General features: G+C 67.5%; 19 protein-coding genes. 8 read left to right on the forward strand and 11 right to left on the reverse strand.

The genetic code is table 11. The annotated features are described in order from the left end of the window. Positions 1-43: 43 nt before the first annotated feature. Positions 44-838 carry a putative protein N(5)-glutamine methyltransferase gene (locus ACWDUD_RS08580; RefSeq protein WP_450109056.1) on the reverse strand — a complete coding sequence of 265 codons (795 nt, stop codon included), beginning with the start codon at positions 836-838 and terminating at the stop codon, positions 44-46. Positions 839-982: 144 nt separating this feature from the next. Between ACWDUD_RS08580 and ACWDUD_RS08585 the strand changes: the two genes are divergently transcribed. The 4 genes from ACWDUD_RS08585 (at position 983) to ACWDUD_RS08600 (ending at position 6420) form a co-directional block, all read left to right on the forward strand. Then, positions 983-3094, forward strand: a complete 2112-nt coding sequence (locus tag ACWDUD_RS08585; protein WP_450109057.1) for an MMPL family transporter — start codon at positions 983-985, stop codon at positions 3092-3094. Positions 3095-3170: 76 nt separating this feature from the next. Next, positions 3171-4376: a PP2C family protein-serine/threonine phosphatase gene (locus ACWDUD_RS08590; protein WP_450109058.1), complete on the forward strand. Its 1206-nt coding sequence runs from the start codon at positions 3171-3173 to the stop codon at positions 4374-4376. 74 nt (positions 4377-4450) lie between these two features. Next, positions 4451-5983, forward strand: coding sequence for a sensor histidine kinase (locus tag ACWDUD_RS08595; protein WP_450109073.1), 1533 nt, complete (start codon positions 4451-4453; stop codon positions 5981-5983). After that, the gene (locus tag ACWDUD_RS08600) at positions 5980-6420 is read left to right on the forward strand and encodes a response regulator (RefSeq protein WP_197252350.1); all 441 of its coding nucleotides are present in this window, start codon (positions 5980-5982) and stop codon (positions 6418-6420) included. The genes ACWDUD_RS08595 and ACWDUD_RS08600 overlap by 4 nt, the downstream gene beginning before the upstream one ends. Positions 6421-6445: 25 nt before the next feature. Here the strand turns inward: ACWDUD_RS08600 and ACWDUD_RS08605 are convergent, their stop codons facing one another. From ACWDUD_RS08605 to ACWDUD_RS08635, 7 genes are all read right to left on the reverse strand, one after another. After that, a complete protein-coding gene (locus tag ACWDUD_RS08605; protein ID WP_450109059.1) occupies positions 6446-7870 on the reverse strand; it encodes an alpha,alpha-trehalose-phosphate synthase (UDP-forming) in 1425 nt (474 codons plus the stop codon). A gap of 77 nt (positions 7871-7947) precedes the next feature. Then, positions 7948-8766, reverse strand: coding sequence for a SigB/SigF/SigG family RNA polymerase sigma factor (locus ACWDUD_RS08610; RefSeq protein WP_248675565.1), 819 nt, complete (start codon positions 8764-8766; stop codon positions 7948-7950). Further along, a complete protein-coding gene (locus ACWDUD_RS08615; RefSeq protein ID WP_231610564.1) occupies positions 8763-9206 on the reverse strand; it encodes an ATP-binding protein in 444 nt (147 codons plus the stop codon). Before ACWDUD_RS08615 ends, ACWDUD_RS08610 begins: the two co-directional genes overlap by 4 nt. Beyond that, positions 9203-9697: an ATP-binding protein gene (locus ACWDUD_RS08620; protein ID WP_197252348.1), complete on the reverse strand. Its 495-nt coding sequence runs from the start codon at positions 9695-9697 to the stop codon at positions 9203-9205. Before ACWDUD_RS08620 ends, ACWDUD_RS08615 begins: the two co-directional genes overlap by 4 nt. After that, on the reverse strand, positions 9694-10053 hold the full coding sequence (locus tag ACWDUD_RS08625) for an anti-sigma factor antagonist (protein ID WP_450109060.1): 360 nt from the start codon (positions 10051-10053) through the stop codon (positions 9694-9696). The genes ACWDUD_RS08620 and ACWDUD_RS08625 overlap by 4 nt, the downstream gene beginning before the upstream one ends. Positions 10054-10082: 29 nt before the next feature. Then, the gene (locus ACWDUD_RS08630; protein WP_197252346.1) at positions 10083-10244 is read right to left on the reverse strand and encodes a hypothetical protein; all 162 of its coding nucleotides are present in this window, start codon (positions 10242-10244) and stop codon (positions 10083-10085) included. 593 nt (positions 10245-10837) lie between these two features. Beyond that, positions 10838-11257: an Hsp20/alpha crystallin family protein gene (locus ACWDUD_RS08635; RefSeq protein WP_197252345.1), complete on the reverse strand. Its 420-nt coding sequence runs from the start codon at positions 11255-11257 to the stop codon at positions 10838-10840. A 145-nt stretch (positions 11258-11402) separates the two neighbouring features. Here ACWDUD_RS08635 and ACWDUD_RS08640 point away from each other — a divergent pair, with 145 nt between their 5' ends. Continuing rightward, entirely contained in the window at positions 11403-11777 is a 375-nt protein-coding gene (locus ACWDUD_RS08640; RefSeq protein WP_197252344.1) for a MerR family transcriptional regulator, read from the forward strand. Here ACWDUD_RS08640 and ACWDUD_RS08645 read toward each other — a convergent pair. The 3 genes from ACWDUD_RS08645 to ACWDUD_RS08655 form a co-directional block, all read right to left on the reverse strand. After that, positions 11758-12189, reverse strand: a complete 432-nt coding sequence (locus ACWDUD_RS08645) for a hypothetical protein (RefSeq protein WP_197252343.1) — start codon at positions 12187-12189, stop codon at positions 11758-11760. The two genes, ACWDUD_RS08640 and ACWDUD_RS08645, sit on opposite strands and share 20 nt — an antisense overlap. An 89-nt stretch (positions 12190-12278) precedes the next feature. Further along, positions 12279-12686, reverse strand: coding sequence for an ATP-binding protein (locus tag ACWDUD_RS08650; RefSeq protein WP_248675566.1), 408 nt, complete (start codon positions 12684-12686; stop codon positions 12279-12281). A gap of 20 nt (positions 12687-12706) precedes the next feature. Continuing rightward, the gene (locus ACWDUD_RS08655; RefSeq protein WP_248675567.1) at positions 12707-13072 is read right to left on the reverse strand and encodes an anti-sigma factor antagonist; all 366 of its coding nucleotides are present in this window, start codon (positions 13070-13072) and stop codon (positions 12707-12709) included. A 202-nt stretch (positions 13073-13274) separates the two neighbouring features. On the opposite strand from ACWDUD_RS08655, the gene ACWDUD_RS08660 reads away from it, so the two are divergent. The 3 genes from ACWDUD_RS08660 (at position 13275) to ACWDUD_RS08670 (ending at position 14319) form a co-directional block, all read left to right on the forward strand. Continuing rightward, positions 13275-13586 carry a WhiB family transcriptional regulator gene (locus ACWDUD_RS08660; protein ID WP_197252340.1) on the forward strand — a complete coding sequence of 104 codons (312 nt, stop codon included), beginning with the start codon at positions 13275-13277 and terminating at the stop codon, positions 13584-13586. Between the two features lie 115 nt (positions 13587-13701). Further along, positions 13702-13944 (forward strand): hypothetical protein, encoded by a 243-nt coding sequence (locus tag ACWDUD_RS08665; RefSeq protein WP_248675568.1) that lies wholly within the window; start codon positions 13702-13704, stop codon positions 13942-13944. A gap of 105 nt (positions 13945-14049) precedes the next feature. Then, the gene (locus ACWDUD_RS08670; RefSeq protein ID WP_197252338.1) at positions 14050-14319 is read left to right on the forward strand and encodes a GlsB/YeaQ/YmgE family stress response membrane protein; all 270 of its coding nucleotides are present in this window, start codon (positions 14050-14052) and stop codon (positions 14317-14319) included. Positions 14320-14451 lie beyond the last annotated feature (132 nt).

Below are 14451 nucleotides of genomic sequence, written 5' to 3' on the forward strand. Positions count from 1 at the left end.
TGCATCGCGCTCCTGTCTGGGCCGTCGGCGGCTGCGGGGCACGCTACGACGGACGGGTGCCGACGACGACGGTGGCGTCGTGCTCCTCCGAAACCCGCACTGTCGCCGCGAGACCGGCTTCGGTGAAGGTCGCGATCGCAGTGTCCACCTGGGATTCCCCGATCTCCATCAGCAGCCGCCCACCCGGGGCGAGCCAACCGGGGGCCTCGGCCGCCAGCCGACGGTGCACGTCGAGCCCGTCGCCGCCCCCGTCCAGCGCGACCAGCGGTTCGTGCAGCCGCGCCTCGGGCGGCATGAACGCGACCGCGTGCGACGGCACATAGGGCGCGTTCGCGACGAGCACGTCGACGCGCCCTGCGATCGACGCGGGCAGCGGCGCGCACAGATCGCCGGTGAACACGCGGCCGCCGAAGCGCTCGATGTTGCGTCGGGCGCACCGCACGGCGACCGGGTCGACATCGACGGCGTACAGGCCGATCCCCGCGACCGAGTGAGCCAGCACCGCCCCGACCGCACCCGAACCGCAGCACATGTCGACGACGACGTCGCCGGGCATCAGCTTCTCCGCCGCGCAGCGGGTGAGGAACTCGGTGCGGCGACGCGGCACGAAGACCCCCGGCTCGACCACGATGCGCAGTCCGCAGAACTCGGCCCAGCCCAGGACGTGCTCGAGCGGCATGCCGTCGACGCGCCGGGCGACGAGTTCGGACAGTTCCTCCGGGCTTCGGGCCGCGACGGCGAGCAGGTCCGCTTCTTCCTCGGCGAACACGCACCCGGCCGCGCGCAGTCGGTCGATCAGGTCGGTGCGGGACCGATCCGGGGACGGTGTGGCGGCCACGCCACACCCTAACGCGGTTCGTGTCCCGAAAAGGGAGCCCGGCAACACCCATCCGCGGCCGGTACGGCTCCGAATGCCCCTCGTCCACGCGGGCACGGCAGGATAGTTCACGCGGCGAAGGGCCACCGACTTCAGGAGGAACGCTTGACGACCACGACGACACCACCGAAGCGCCCGAAGAGGCGACTCCGCTGGTTGCTACCCGCACTGCTGTTGCTCGTGTGGCTCGCGATCGCCGGGGGCGGCGGTCCGTTCGCCGGGAAGCTCAGTGAGGTCGCGCAGAACGGCAACAGCGCGTTCCTGCCCGCGTCGGCCGAATCGACCCGCGCGGATCAGTTGTATGCGGAGTTCACGTCCACGAACGCGGTGCCCGCCATCGTCGTCGCCGAACGCGAATCCGGGATCACCCCCGACGACCTGGCGTTTCTCGCCGCCGAGTCGGTGGGTCCGCCTCCGATTCCGTCGCAGGACGGTCAGGCCGCCCAGCTGATCGTGCCGATCGACGCGGAGACCGACGTCGGCGAGGTGGTCGAGGAACTGCGCGACCGGTTGGCGTCCCCGCCGGACGGGCTGACCGTGCACGTCACCGGCCCGGCCGGGCAGATCGCCGACCTGTCCGCTGCGTTCGCCGGAATCGACGGGATGCTGCTGCTCGTCGCGGGTGGTGTGGTGCTGCTGATCCTGTTCGTGGTCTACCGCAGCCCGATCCTGCCGTTCGTCGTGATCATCTCGGCGGTGTTCGCGCTCGCTCTGGCCAGCCTCGCGGTGTACATGCTCGCGGACGCCGGCGCGATCGCCCTCAACGGGCAGAGCCAGGGCATCCTGTTCATCCTCGTGTTCGGTGCCGCCACCGACTACGCCCTGTTGCTGGTCGCGCGATACCGCGAGGAACTGCGTGCGGTGGAGGACAAGTACGAGGCGATGCGCACGGCGTGGCGGTCGACGCTCGAGCCGATCGCCGCGTCCGCCGCGACGGTCATCGCGGGTGTGCTGTGCCTGCTGCTGTCGGATCTGAACTCGAATCGCGGTCTCGGACCGGTCGCCGCGATCGGTATCGCCGCGTCGTTCGTCGCGTCGATGACGTTCCTGCCCGCCGCGCTGGTGCTGCTCGGCCGCTCCGCGTTCTGGCCGTCCCGCCCGAAGGCCGATCCCCAGGCCGACCGCGGCGATCTCGCGTCGGCGCACCGGTTCTGGAATTCGATCGCCCAGAAGGTCGGCGCCAACCCGAGGCCGATCTGGATGGTGTGCAGCGTCGTCCTCGTCGGGTTCGCGCTGCTGCTGCCGCAGTTCAAGGCCAGCGGTGTCGCATCGTCGGATCTGTTTCTGCTCCAGACCGATTCGTCGTCCGGTCAGGAGATCCTCGGTGAACACTTCGATGCCGGCAGCGGTTCGCCCACGGTGATCGTCGCCCGCGAAGGCGCCCTCGAGGCGGTCACGTCGGCCGCTCGCCTCGAGGGCGTCACCACGGTCACCCCGGTGGCCGGTCCCGACGGTGCCCCGACGGTCGTCGACGGCCGGATCGCGGTGCAGGCCACGCTCTCCGATCCCGCCGATTCGCTCGAGGCCGAGGACACCGTCGAACGCATCCGCGACGCCGTGCACGCCGTTCCGGAGGCGGAGGCCCTCGTCGGCGGTACCACCGCCGTCGATCTCGACACGAAGGACACCGCGACCCGCGACCGCACCGTCATCATCCCGGTGGTCACGGCGGTGGTGCTGCTGATCCTGATCCTGCTGCTACGAGCGATCGTCGCCCCGGTGCTGCTGATGATCACCGTGATCGTTTCGTACGCGGCAACGCTCGGGGTGTCGTCGCTGCTGTTCAACCACGTGCTCGACTTCCCCGGCGCGGACCCGGTGGTGCCGCTGTTCGGGTTCGTGTTCCTCGTCGCGCTCGGGATCGACTACAACATCTTCCTCATGACCCGTGTCCGTGAGGAGAGCGCACGGGTCGGCACCCGGGAGGGCACGCTGCGCGCGCTGACGGTGACCGGCGGCGTGATCACGTCGGCCGGCATCGTGCTGGCCGCCACGTTCTCGGCGCTCGCGGTGATCCCGCTGCTGTTCCTCGGACAGCTCGCGTTCATCGTCGCTTTCGGTGTGCTCCTCGATGCGCTGCTCGTGCGATCGCTGCTGGTCCCGGCGCTGACGATCGACATCGGCAAGCGGATCTGGTGGCCCAGCAAGCTCGCGTCGCGGGACGGGGCGGACTCCGGGACGGGAACTCGCGATCCCGAACCGGCCGTCAACGGCTAGATTCGATAAAGGTTCACCATGTCCGCCGGGTCCGGAAGGGCCCGGCGGGCGTCACGCGACGAACGCAGGAGGACGTGTGTTGAACACCGATGGCGGCTTGGGCAGGTCCGAAGCTGCCGTGGTGTCCCTGCTCCTGATCGAGGACGATCCCGGCGACGCTCTGCTCGTCGAGGAGATGGCCTCGGACGCGGTGATCGACTTCGGCATCGTCTGGGCACAGTCGCTCGACGAGGCCCGCACCCGGCTCGGCACAACCCGGCCCGACTGCATCGTGCTGGATCTGAACCTGCCCGACGCGCACGGTCTCGACGCTCTCGAGGCCGTGCAGAAGTACGCACCCGGTGTGCCGGTGATCGTGATGACGGGCCTCGCCGCGGAACAGGCCGGGCTCACCGCGGTCGCCGAGGGCGCACAGGACTACCTGATCAAGGGTGTCGTCGACGCGGAGCTGCTCACCCGCTCGGTGCGTTACGCGATCGAACGCAAACGGGCCGAACACGCGGCCGCCGCGCTGCAGGCGAGTGAACAGCGCTCCCGCGAGAACGCCCGGCTCGAACGCGGTCTGCTTCCGGTTCCGTTGCTGCGCAGCGAAAATGTGGATGTGGTGACCCGGTACCGGACCGGCCGGGCCGGCGGTCTGCTGGGTGGCGACTTCTACGATGTCGTCGAAACCCGTGACGGCGCCGTGCACGTGCTGATCGGCGACGTCTGCGGCCACGGCGCCGACGAGGCGGCGCTCGGCGTCAACCTGAGAATAGGCTGGCGCACAATGGTTCTCGGTGGTGTCGACGTCGAGACGAAGATGAACACACTGGAACAACTGCTCGTCGCCGAACGCCCGCGGTCGCACATCTTCGCGACCGCGACCAGCGTGGTCCTCTCCGCCGACCGCCGTTCGATCGAGGTGGTGCGCGCCGGGCATCCGGGGATCCTGTTGCGCACCCCGGACGACGTCCAGTGGCTCGAGGTGCCCGGCGGACCGGCGCTGGGCCTGCGCAAGCAGAGCGGCACGTGGCGGAAGACCACGATCGAGATCGACGAACGGACCGGACTGGTGCTGTTCACCGACGGACTGTTCGAGGCGAGGGTCGGCGAACTGGACCGGCTCGGCGAGGACGGCCTGCTCGAGTACGCCAGCGAACTCGGAAGCAACTGCAGCGGAGAGAAATTCGTCGATTCCTTGATCGCCCACGTGGAAACGCTCGCGGCACCGCACGGCGGGCTGAGCGACGATGTCGCGGTCCTGCACGTGCAATGGGCGAGCGAGGACGGCCGCTCGTGACGACTCCGACCCCCCAGGCCGCCGCGGGCACGAAACTGACGGTGCAGGCCTGGTTCAACCTGATCCTGGCGATCATGACGCTGCTCGTCATCGCCGGCGCCACAGCGGGCGCGGCGGCGCTCGGCGCGAACTCGCGCGTCACCGACGACCTGACGGACCGCCTCATGCCGGCCCGCTCGGCCGCCTATCAGCTGCAGAGTGCGCTGGTGAACCAGGAGACCGGCGTGCGCGGCTACGCCCTCACCGCGGACGAGACCTTCCTCGCCCCCTATCGGGACGGCCTGCAGATCGAGCAGCAGTCCGAGGACCGGATCCGGGAACTGCTCGAGGGCCGACCCGACCTGCTCGCCGATCTCGACGCCCTCGAACGGACCGCCCAGGAATGGCAGTCCACCTTCGCGGAACCCCTGCTCGCCGCTCCGGCACCCGATCCGGCGTTCTACGAGCGCGGCAGGGACCTGTTCGACGAGCTCCGCGCGAGTTTCGACCAGCAGAACCAGCACCTGACCGAGGCGGTGGACGACGCGCGGGCGGAGATCGATCGCGCGCGCACGATGCGCAACGTCGTGTACGCGGCCCTGGCCATCGTGCTGGTGGTCGCGGCAGGCATCTTCGCCGTGCTCGTGCGCGTTGCGGTCACCGAACCGCTGGCGCGGCTGGCCGCGTCCTCACGCCGGGTCGCGCAGGGCGAATTCGAGCATCGGGTCGACGCCGGCCGCGGGCCCGCCGACATCCGTTCCCTCGCGACCGACATCGAGGGAATGCGCCGCCGCATCGTCGCCGAACTGGACGTCGTCCGTGATCGTCAGCGGCAGCTCGAGGAGCAGACCCGCCAGCTCGATGCGACCGCGGAGGAGTTGCGGCGATCCAACGCGGATCTCGAGCAGTTCGCCTACGTCGCGTCCCACGACCTGCAGGAGCCGCTGCGCAAGGTCGCCTCGTTCTGCCAGTTGCTCGAGAAACGCTACGGCGACGTGCTCGACGACCGCGGCCGGCAGTACATCGATTTCGCCGTCGACGGCGCGCGCCGGATGCAGGCACTGATCAACGACCTGCTGGCGTTCTCCCGGGTCGGCCGCGTCGGTGACGGATTCGAGCGACTCCCCCTGGACCGCCCGCTCGACAAGGCCCTGGCGAACCTCGCCGCCGTCGTCGAGGACACCGGCGCACGGATCGAGCGGCCCGAGCGGTTGCCGGAGGTCGACGGGGACCCGACCCTGCTGTCGATGCTCTGGCAGAACCTGATCGGCAACGCGCTCAAGTTCAGCCGCCCCGACACCGAACCGCGGGTTGTCATCACCGCGGAGCAGGACGGCGACATGTGTCGGATATGCGTGCAGGACAACGGAATCGGTGTGCCCGAAGAATTCGCGGAGAAGATCTTCGTCATCTTCCAGCGTCTGCACGCCCGCGAGGAGTACTCGGGCACCGGGATCGGCCTGTCCCTGTGCAAGAAGATCGTCGAGTACCACGGTGGCGAGATCCGGCTCGACCCCGGTTCCGATACCGGCGCCCGCTTCTGTTTCACCCTCCCGGTCGCCGAGAACCCACCCATCGATGACGCGCAGCCTGTCGCTGCCACACCGACCGAAGGAACGAACCCATGAGCCCCTCAGGCCACGCCATCGACGTCCTGCTCGTCGAGGACGACCCGGGAGACATCCTGATGACCCAGGAGGCTTTCGAATTCAACAAGGTCGGCAACACGCTGCACGTCGTGCGCGACGGGGAACAGGCACTGGACTTCCTGTATCGGAGGGGCGAATACGCCGACGCCGTCCGGCCCGATCTGATCCTGCTCGATCTGAATCTGCCCAAGTACGACGGCCGGCAGGTCCTCGAGAAGATCAAGTCCGACCCGGACCTGGCGGACATCCCGGTCGTCATCCTCACCACGTCCGGTGCCGAGGAGGACATCGTGAGGAGTTACAAACTCCACGCCAATGCGTACGTCACGAAGCCGGTCGATCTGGACCAGTTCATCGCGGCGGTGCGGCAGATCGACAACTTCTTCGTCCAGGTCGTGCGCCTGCCCCGGCGCTGAGCGGTCCCGGCGATCGCTCGGGCCGTCAATCCCCGGATCGCTTCAAGGCGTCGAGGAACCTTGCCGCCCAACGATGGACGTCGTTCTCGACCACCTGCTCGTGCAGGGCGGCCATCCGCTCCTTGCGCTCGGCCGGATCGGCACGGAGCGCCTCGACGATGGTGTCCCCGACCATGTCGAGGTCGTGCGGATTGACCAGGTACGCCTGATGCAGTTCGTGTGCGGCGCCGGTGAATTCGCTCAGCACGAGCGCTCCGGTGCCGTCCGCATGACATGCCGCGTATTCCTTTGCGACGAGGTTCATTCCGTCGCGCAACGGAGTGACGAGCATCAGGTCGGCGGCCACGAACAGGGCGATCAGCTCCTCGCGGTCGACGGGCTGGTAGAGATAGTGCACCGGGGGCCGGTGCAGCTGTCCGTGCTCACCGTTGATCCGCCCCACCTGCAGCTCGACCGCGTCGCGCATCAGTGCGTACTGCTCCACCTGCTCGCGGCTGGGGGTGGCGAGCTGGATCATCACCTGCTTCGCCGGATCGAGCCGACCGTCGTCGTAGAGCTCGCCGATCGCCTGCAGGCGCAGATCGATGCCCTTCGTGTAGTCCAGGCGGTCCACCCCCAGGAGAAGGTGCTCGGGGTCCCCGAGTTCCTCCCGGATCTCGGCGGCCCGGGCACGGATCTTCTCGCTGCGTGCCTGCTCCACGAGTTCCGCCGAATCGATGGAGATGGGGAATGCGCCCACCCGCACGGTCCGGTCGCCGCAGTCCACACTGCCCACACCGTCGCGGATCGGCCGGGTCTCGAGACCGAGCAGCCGGTGGGCGAGCGCCAGGAAGTTCTCCGCGCCCCCGGGCAGATGGAATCCGACCAGATCGGCGCCGAGCATTCCCTGCAGCACGCCGACACGCCACGGCAGTTGCGCGAAGAGCTCGGACGGGGGGAAGGGGATGTGCAGGAAGAAGCCGATCTCGAGATCCGGTCGCAGCTCCCGGAGCATCGCGGGCACCAGTTGAAGCTGGTAGTCGTGCACCCACACCGTGGCTCCGGGTGCGGCCGCGCGCGCCGTGGCTTCGGCGAATCGGAGGTTCACCTCCCGATAGGTGCCCCACCAGCTGCGGTCGAAGGTCGGTTTGACCACGACGTCGTGGTAGAGCGGCCACAGCGTGCTGTTCGAGAATCGGTGGTAGTAGCCCTCGACCTCGTCCTTGCTCAGATGGATCGGGTGCATCCGCAGCCCGTCGAGGACGAACGGCTCGATCTCCCCTTTCGAGGCACCGGGCCATCCCACCCAGGTCCCGTTGCGGCTCCGGAGGACCGGTTCGAGGGCCGTCACGAGGCCGCCGGGACTGCGCCGCCACACTCTCGCCCCGTCGGGCTGTTCCTCCAGGTCGACCGGAAGACGGTTGGCCACCACGACGAAGTCCGATTCGTCGCGGTGCGAGTGAGCGGTCACGACAGCCTCCGTGGGAACAGCGCATTCTTCGGTGACGTGGGTACCCTCGCCCGGCCCATCCGAACCGGGCGATCGCCCTACTCCTCGGCCAGCCGGGACCTCATCTCCGCCAGGGTCCGGGCCAGCAACCGGGAGACGTGCACCTGGGAGACACCGATCTCCCGCGCGATCTCCGACTGGCTCTTCTCCTCGAAGAACCGCAGGATCAGGATGTGCCGCTCGCGCTCCGGGACGCGCTCGAGCAGCGGTTTCAGGAGGAGATAGCGCTCGGACTTCGCGAGCTGCTCGTCCTCCTCGCCGAGCGTGTCCGCCAGCGTCGCACCCGAACCGTCGTCGGACAGATCGAGGGGCGTGTCCAGGGAGGCGGGCTGATATGCACTGCGGGCGGCGAGCGCCTCGATGACCTCACCGGTGCCGGCACCGACCTCGGCCGCGATCTCCGCTGCCGTCGGTGACCGGCCCAGACGTTGCGAGAGGTCGTCGGTGACCTTGTTGATGGACACGGTCAGGTCCTTGAGCCGCCGCGGTACGCGCGTGGACCAGGCGTGGTCGCGGAAGTAGCGACGGATCTCGCCCATGACGGTGGGAACCGCGTACGCGGCGAAACCCCGCCCCTTCTCGGCGTCGAACCGGTCGATCGCCTGGAGCAGGCCCACATACGCGACCTGGTTCAGATCGTCGATGTCCTCACCGCGGCCGGCGAATCGCTGAGCGATGTTCTGCGCCAACGGCATCGAGGCCGTGACGATCTTCTCGTGAAGGGCGGTGGCCTCGGCGGAACCGGGGGTGCATGCACGCAGGGCGACGAACAGCTCCGCGAGTTCCGCTTCGTCGATTCTTCGGTTTTTCGCCGGCCCGGCTCCGGCAGGGGGAGAATCGATGTCGGCCAGCGTCATGCCGGCATCCCGATGCTCAGCTTCACCGTCGATTCCGCGGTTTCCCCGTTCGGCGAAGGCGTTTCGCTCGCCGAGACGGTGTCCGCGAGCAGTTCCACGATCCGCCAGTCGAGGCTGTCGGGTGCCGGTCGCCAGGGTCGCACGGTCGTCGCGGTGACCTCGATGTCGAACACCTCGCGACCCCCGTGGAATCGGCAGGTGATCTCGCTCGCGGGTGCGGCCGCGTCGATGAGGAGCGTGCAGATCTGGTCGACCGCCAGCTTGAGATCGGAGACCTGGTCGAGGGTGCAGCCGCTGTGCATCGCCACCATCTCGGTGAGCATGCGGACGACGGGCAGCTGAGCGTGCAGCGCAGGCACCGACAAGGTCGTCGGAATCCCGGCGCCCCCCGGCTCCGGTTCGGGGGCGGACGGCATCGGATGAGATGCGGTCTGTGTCAAGGTTCTACCTGCTGTTCTGACTCGGGCAGGGAAGTGCGGTCCGTCCCGTAGTTCCACTGCAGATGAATTCGGGTTCCTTCGTCGCCCGTTTCGACGCGGGCGCTGTCGCTGCAGGCGTGCATCAGGCGGATGCCCCGCCCGCGACGCGTGCGGCTGGTGTCGGCCTGCGGTTTCCACGAGCCGCGATCGACGATCGAGACCGTCAGGACGCCTTCGTCGGGACGATCGACCGCACACAGATCGTAGGTGCCCGGCTCTCCCGGTGGATACGCGTGCTCGGCGACGTTGGCCAGCGCTTCGTAGGTCGCCAGCAGCATGTCGCCGGTCGTGTCCGCCGGGAGGCCGATCTCGTGGGCGAACTGCGCCAACCGGTGCCGGATCGGGGCGAGCGCGGTCAGGTCGGCGGGAAGCCCGTCGAGGCGGAGGCATCGATATTCGGCGCCGGTGTTCACCGACGCCGGTGGTGCAGCCTGTCGTCCCTGGTAGCTCATACGGTCGATAAGGCAGCTTCGGGGGTCGGGAAGATCTCCAGGGTCTCGGCCAGCCCCACCAGGACCATCGGCCGCGCGGTCGCCGGACCGTCGGCGACGATCAGGAACCGGGATCTGCCCTCGAGTTCGTCGGCGGTGCGCATGAGCACCGCGAGCCCGGCCGACGAGAGGAACTGGACATCGAGCAGGTCGGCCACCAGTGTGGATGTACCGCACAACGCGGCCAACTCGGTCAGCTTCCGTTCGAACGCCGGTGCGGTGACGACATCGATCTCGCCGGCGGCGTGCAGCACCGCGACGCCCTCGGTGAAGTCGACATCGAGCCTCAGCTGCGAGCCCGGCGTGATTTCGGGCATGTCGCCGGTCGCTACCTTTTCGGGATCCGCTACGCCCACGAGATCGCCCCTCCTGCTTGTTCCGTGCGCGCCCGCGCACCCGCTTCCGGACCGTGACCGCGGAAGTACGAGATCCCGTACAGCGCGTACATGCTCTTCACGACCGACTTACGAGCGGTCTTCCACGGCGCCTTCCCCTGCCTCGTCTGCATCGTTCGCCTCCCTTCTGTGTCACAGCAACGCCCCCTGATACCCACATTCCGGGCCACTCATTCCTCCTTTTTCGGAAATTTCCGTTTCCTCGCTCCGGTGCCCCGGCCGCACGATGGCGCTCCGGCACAAAAATCGGGTGGGCCCGGAGACACGATGTCGTCCGGGCCCACCCGTCGGAGGAGAGGCAAAACGGATGAGGTACGCATTGGCCGGCGACTGGCATCACCTCACTCTCGGTCGAGCGATGACGGCGCTCCGCTTCGGGGTGGAGGCCTTCGGCACCGACGCCTTCGCTACGGGCCGGAGGCCTCCGCCCCTCCGGAGGGCTGCGCTGGGTGGGTGGTATCCCTCTCGGTCGTCTGCCCTGCAGGACGGGGGAATACCGCAATCCGGTTTCCCCGCCGCGATCCCGCAGTGCGGTGGACACACCCATGGATCGTTCCGGCGGTGCCGGGATCTCTCGGCCGAAGGTCTCGATCTCACCGAACAACCCGGAAAGATCCAGGTCGGGCACGAGCAACCGGTTGTCGAGCGATGACAGATCAAGAACTGCAACGGTCGTCATCGGATCTCCCGAAGCAACCGGGGGCGATCAGGCGCTGATCGCCTGGCGCTCGGTTTCCCGCGCGATCTCGATCTTGCGGGGCTTCGCCTGCTCGGCCACCGGGATCGTCAGTCGCAGCACGCCGTCACGATATTCCGCGCGAATCCGGTCGGTGTCGAGATTCTCCCCGAGGAACAGCTGCCGGCTGAAGACACCGCGCGTGCGTTCTGCGGCGATCATGGTGCGTCCCTGATCCAGCTCGGGACGCGACGCCCGCACGGTGACCACGTTGCGTTCGACGTCGAGATCGAGGGAGTCCGCGTCGATACCCGGCAGATCGAACTCCACGAAGAATTCGTCACCTTCCCGCCAAGCATCCATCGGCATGACCGCCGGGCGCGCCGGCGTACCGAATACCTGCTGGGTCAGGCGGTCCAGCTCGCGGAAGGGATCGGTGCGCATCAACATGGTCGCCACCTCCGGTTCACTCCATTCTCAGTTGAAGGAACTCAGATAACCTATGTCATCTGACATAGATATTATGTACCACTGATGAGAGAAGAGTGCAAGGGAGGAAATCAGGTAATCTGACATCCGATCAGAAAGGAATGTCATGGACTCGGATCGACGCGACCACCTGCCCGGTTCGTCCCAGGCGGTGTATGCAATCTCGGTCGCGGCCGAGTTGGCCGGAGTGGGAGTCCAGACCCTGCGGCTGTACGAACAGCACGGCCTGGTCACCCCGGCTCGCAGCGCCGGCGGAACCCGCCGCTACAGCGGGGACGACCTCGCCCGGCTGGAACGGATCGTCGCGCTGGTTTCCCAGGGCATCAATCTCGCCGGAATCGCGCGCATTCTCGAACTCGAGGACGCGAACACCGCACTCACGGCAGAACGCGACCGCCTCCGAGCCCGTCACGAAGCGAACGTGAGCGGAGACGGCCGCGCGGCCGAGGCAAAACCGAAGGTCAGGGACAGGCAGGCGTGACCAGGTCGTAGATCTGCTCGGCCTGCTCGGCAGTCGGCTGCACGTCGTTGTTGGCGGCGAGCGTCATGATCTGCTGCGTGACCTGCTGTTCGTCGGCGCCGCTCGCCAGATCGTTGCACGAGGTGATCACGATGTTCTCGATGCTGGCGTCGTCCCGGTTCTCCGACAGGTCCGAGTAGCCCGTGCGGAACGCGACGACGAAGGCACTCAGTTTGGCCTGGTCGAATGCGCCCAGCTCGTCCGTGGACGTCACCGTGGTCTCGTCGGCGGTGGTCTCTTCCTCCGTGGGCGTCTGCATTTCGACGGAGTTGTCGGTGGTGACCGAAGCGGAGTCGGAGTCGTCGTCGCTGCAGGCGGCCAGGGACAGTACGGCTCCGGATGCGACCAGTGCAGCAGCGATGATCTTCTTCATGGGCCCTCCTCGAGTCGGAATATGTGAACTCGTACCCCGCCGCCGCCCGTCTCAACCGCCCCGCATCGGCCTCGCCGGGACCGGTGGGCCTACCTGTAGTTCCACTGCATCCGGATCTGCGTTCCCTCGTCTCGACGGTCGACCCACACGGAGTCACTGAGGGCCTTCATCAGCCGGAGTCCCTGGCCGCGCCTCGTCATTCTGTTGTCGCTCTCCGGTTTCCAGGACCCTCGATCGACGACGGTGACGGTAAGCGCTGCGTCCTCGTCACTGTGTTCGACGACGAGATCGAACGTGCCCGCGTCGCCGGTCGGATAGGCATGTTCGACGATGTTCGCCAGCGCCTCGTAGGTGGCCAGCAGAACATCGCCGGTGGTGTCCGGCGGCAACCCGATCCCCCGCGCGAATTCCGCGAGTCGGCGACGCACCGTCGCGAGCACGTGCGGGTCGGCGCGTTCGCCTTCGATCACCAGGTTCCGATCCGCCGTAGCCCCCACGACCCGCCTTTCGCACTCGTTCATACCGTCGTCAGTGCCGCTTCGACCGTCGGGAAGATCTCGAGGGTCTCGGCCATTCCCACGAGCGTCATCGGCCGCGCGGTGGCCGGGCCGGTGGCGGCGATCAGGAACCGGGAACGGCCCTCGAGTTCGTCGGCTGTGCGCATCAGCACCGCCAGGCCCGCGGAGGAGAGGAACCGGACGCCGAGCAGATCGACCAACAGTGCCGAGGTATCGGGCACCGAGGCCAACTCGGCGAGCTTCTGCTCGAACGCCGGCGCGGTCACTACGTCGATCTCCCCACTCACGTGCAGCACGACCACACTGTCGGTGAGCTCCACGTCGAGTCCGAGATGCGATTCGGGTGCAACATCCGGGTATTCCATTCGCTGAAGGCTACACGTGATCATCCCCGATTACCCCGCTCGCAACCATTCCACACATCGAAATTCGGCGACGGGTCCGTACCCCTGTTTTCGCACTTCAAACCTGTTTTTTCGAGCTTGACACGCCTGCGCAGAGTGGCCTAGAAGTAATCACCTGTTCGAAAGCGAATTTCGATTTCCCCATCGAGCCGGAGGTATGGAAATGGCCGAGAACACCGGGCGCAGCAAGCGAATCGGACAGTATCGAAATCCCCGTCTGCGTCCCGTCGAAAGCGAGTGGGAATGGCAGCTGCGTGCGGCCTGCCGCGGCACGGACTCGGCAGTGTTCTTCGCGCCGACCGGCGAGTCCCGCCGTGAGCGCCGCCGCCGCGAGATCGCCGCGAAGACCGTGTGCATCAGCTGCCCGGTGCGAGTGGCCTGCCTGAATCACGCACTCGCCGTCCGGGAACCGCACGGCGTGTGGGGCGGACTGTCCGAGACGGAACGTCGGGCACTACGCCCGGCATCCGCCTGAACTCGAACGCATCGGCCTTCCCACAGGTATCGATCCGTCACGCAACGGGCATCCTCCGGTCACACAGCAGGTACGCCCCCGATGGCGCACGAGCGCCGTGCAGGAGAGGACGACTATGCACGCCGATATCGCCGGACGCCCGATCACCTCACGCGGGAACGACCTCGAAACCCCGGACGGATCCCCCACCCGCCTCGCAGATCACCCCATCGGCTTCTCGGGTTCCCTCGCTCTCGCCGGCATCGGCGTGACGGGAATCCCGGCCGCCGTTCTCACCCACTCGGCACCCCTCGGCGCCCTGGTCGCGCTCGCCACCGCCGGAGGCATCCTCACCGCATCGGTGATGATCGGCGGGTGACCCCCTGAATGCAACTCGAAATATATTGCAGCACAAGGTATATCGACGCTTCTACCGGGGAATCCCCGACGCGACACCGATAACGGAAAAAGGAGACTCGACGCTATGTTGTCAATGAGCATCATCGCTTGGATCATCATCGGCGGCCTCGCCGGCTGGATCGGTTCGAAACTGATGGGTACCGACGCCCAGCAGGGCATCCTGCTCAACATCGTCGTCGGCATCATCGGCGGCCTGATCGGCGGCTGGATCTTCAGCCTCCTCGGCGCCGACGTCGAGAGCGGTGGCTGGCTGTTCAGCTTCGTCACCTGCCTGGCCGGTGCGTGCATCCTCCTGTTCCTCGTCAAGCTCGTGACCGGCCGCAGCCGGGTCTGACCGAGGGCCGGTAACTCCGGTACTCCCCCGGGGTGGGCCGGGATGCAGTCGATTCCGCTCATCGCGGAGGAAGCCGATCATCTGTACGTCTTCCAGCGCACAGCCAACTATTCGATCCCGGCGGGCAATCGT

The organism is Rhodococcus sp. NPDC003382 (assembly GCF_053589135.1).

Excerpts from the sequence above, each read along its gene's own strand:
- ACWDUD_RS08595 (WP_450109073.1), top strand. The coding sequence starts at position 4,451 with ATGACGCTGCTCGTCATCGCCGGCGCCACAGCGGGCGCGGCGGCGCTC.
- ACWDUD_RS08600 (WP_197252350.1), top strand. The coding sequence starts at position 5,980 with ATGAGCCCCTCAGGCCACGCCATCGACGTCCTGCTCGTCGAGGACGAC.
- ACWDUD_RS08610 (WP_248675565.1), bottom strand. The coding sequence starts at position 8,766 with ATGACGCTGGCCGACATCGATTCTCCCCCTGCCGGAGCCGGGCCGGCG.
- ACWDUD_RS08620 (WP_197252348.1), bottom strand. The coding sequence starts at position 9,697 with ATGAGCTACCAGGGACGACAGGCTGCACCACCGGCGTCGGTGAACACC.
- ACWDUD_RS08625 (WP_450109060.1), bottom strand. The coding sequence starts at position 10,053 with ATGCCCGAAATCACGCCGGGCTCGCAGCTGAGGCTCGATGTCGACTTC.
- ACWDUD_RS08630 (WP_197252346.1), bottom strand. The coding sequence starts at position 10,244 with ATGCAGACGAGGCAGGGGAAGGCGCCGTGGAAGACCGCTCGTAAGTCG.
- ACWDUD_RS08635 (WP_197252345.1), bottom strand. The coding sequence starts at position 11,257 with ATGTTGATGCGCACCGATCCCTTCCGCGAGCTGGACCGCCTGACCCAG.
- ACWDUD_RS08640 (WP_197252344.1), top strand. The coding sequence starts at position 11,403 with ATGGACTCGGATCGACGCGACCACCTGCCCGGTTCGTCCCAGGCGGTG.
- ACWDUD_RS08645 (WP_197252343.1), bottom strand. The coding sequence starts at position 12,189 with ATGAAGAAGATCATCGCTGCTGCACTGGTCGCATCCGGAGCCGTACTG.
- ACWDUD_RS08655 (WP_248675567.1), bottom strand. The coding sequence starts at position 13,072 with ATGGAATACCCGGATGTTGCACCCGAATCGCATCTCGGACTCGACGTG.
- ACWDUD_RS08660 (WP_197252340.1), top strand. The coding sequence starts at position 13,275 with ATGGCCGAGAACACCGGGCGCAGCAAGCGAATCGGACAGTATCGAAAT.
- ACWDUD_RS08665 (WP_248675568.1), top strand. The coding sequence starts at position 13,702 with ATGCACGCCGATATCGCCGGACGCCCGATCACCTCACGCGGGAACGAC.
- ACWDUD_RS08670 (WP_197252338.1), top strand. The coding sequence starts at position 14,050 with ATGTTGTCAATGAGCATCATCGCTTGGATCATCATCGGCGGCCTCGCC.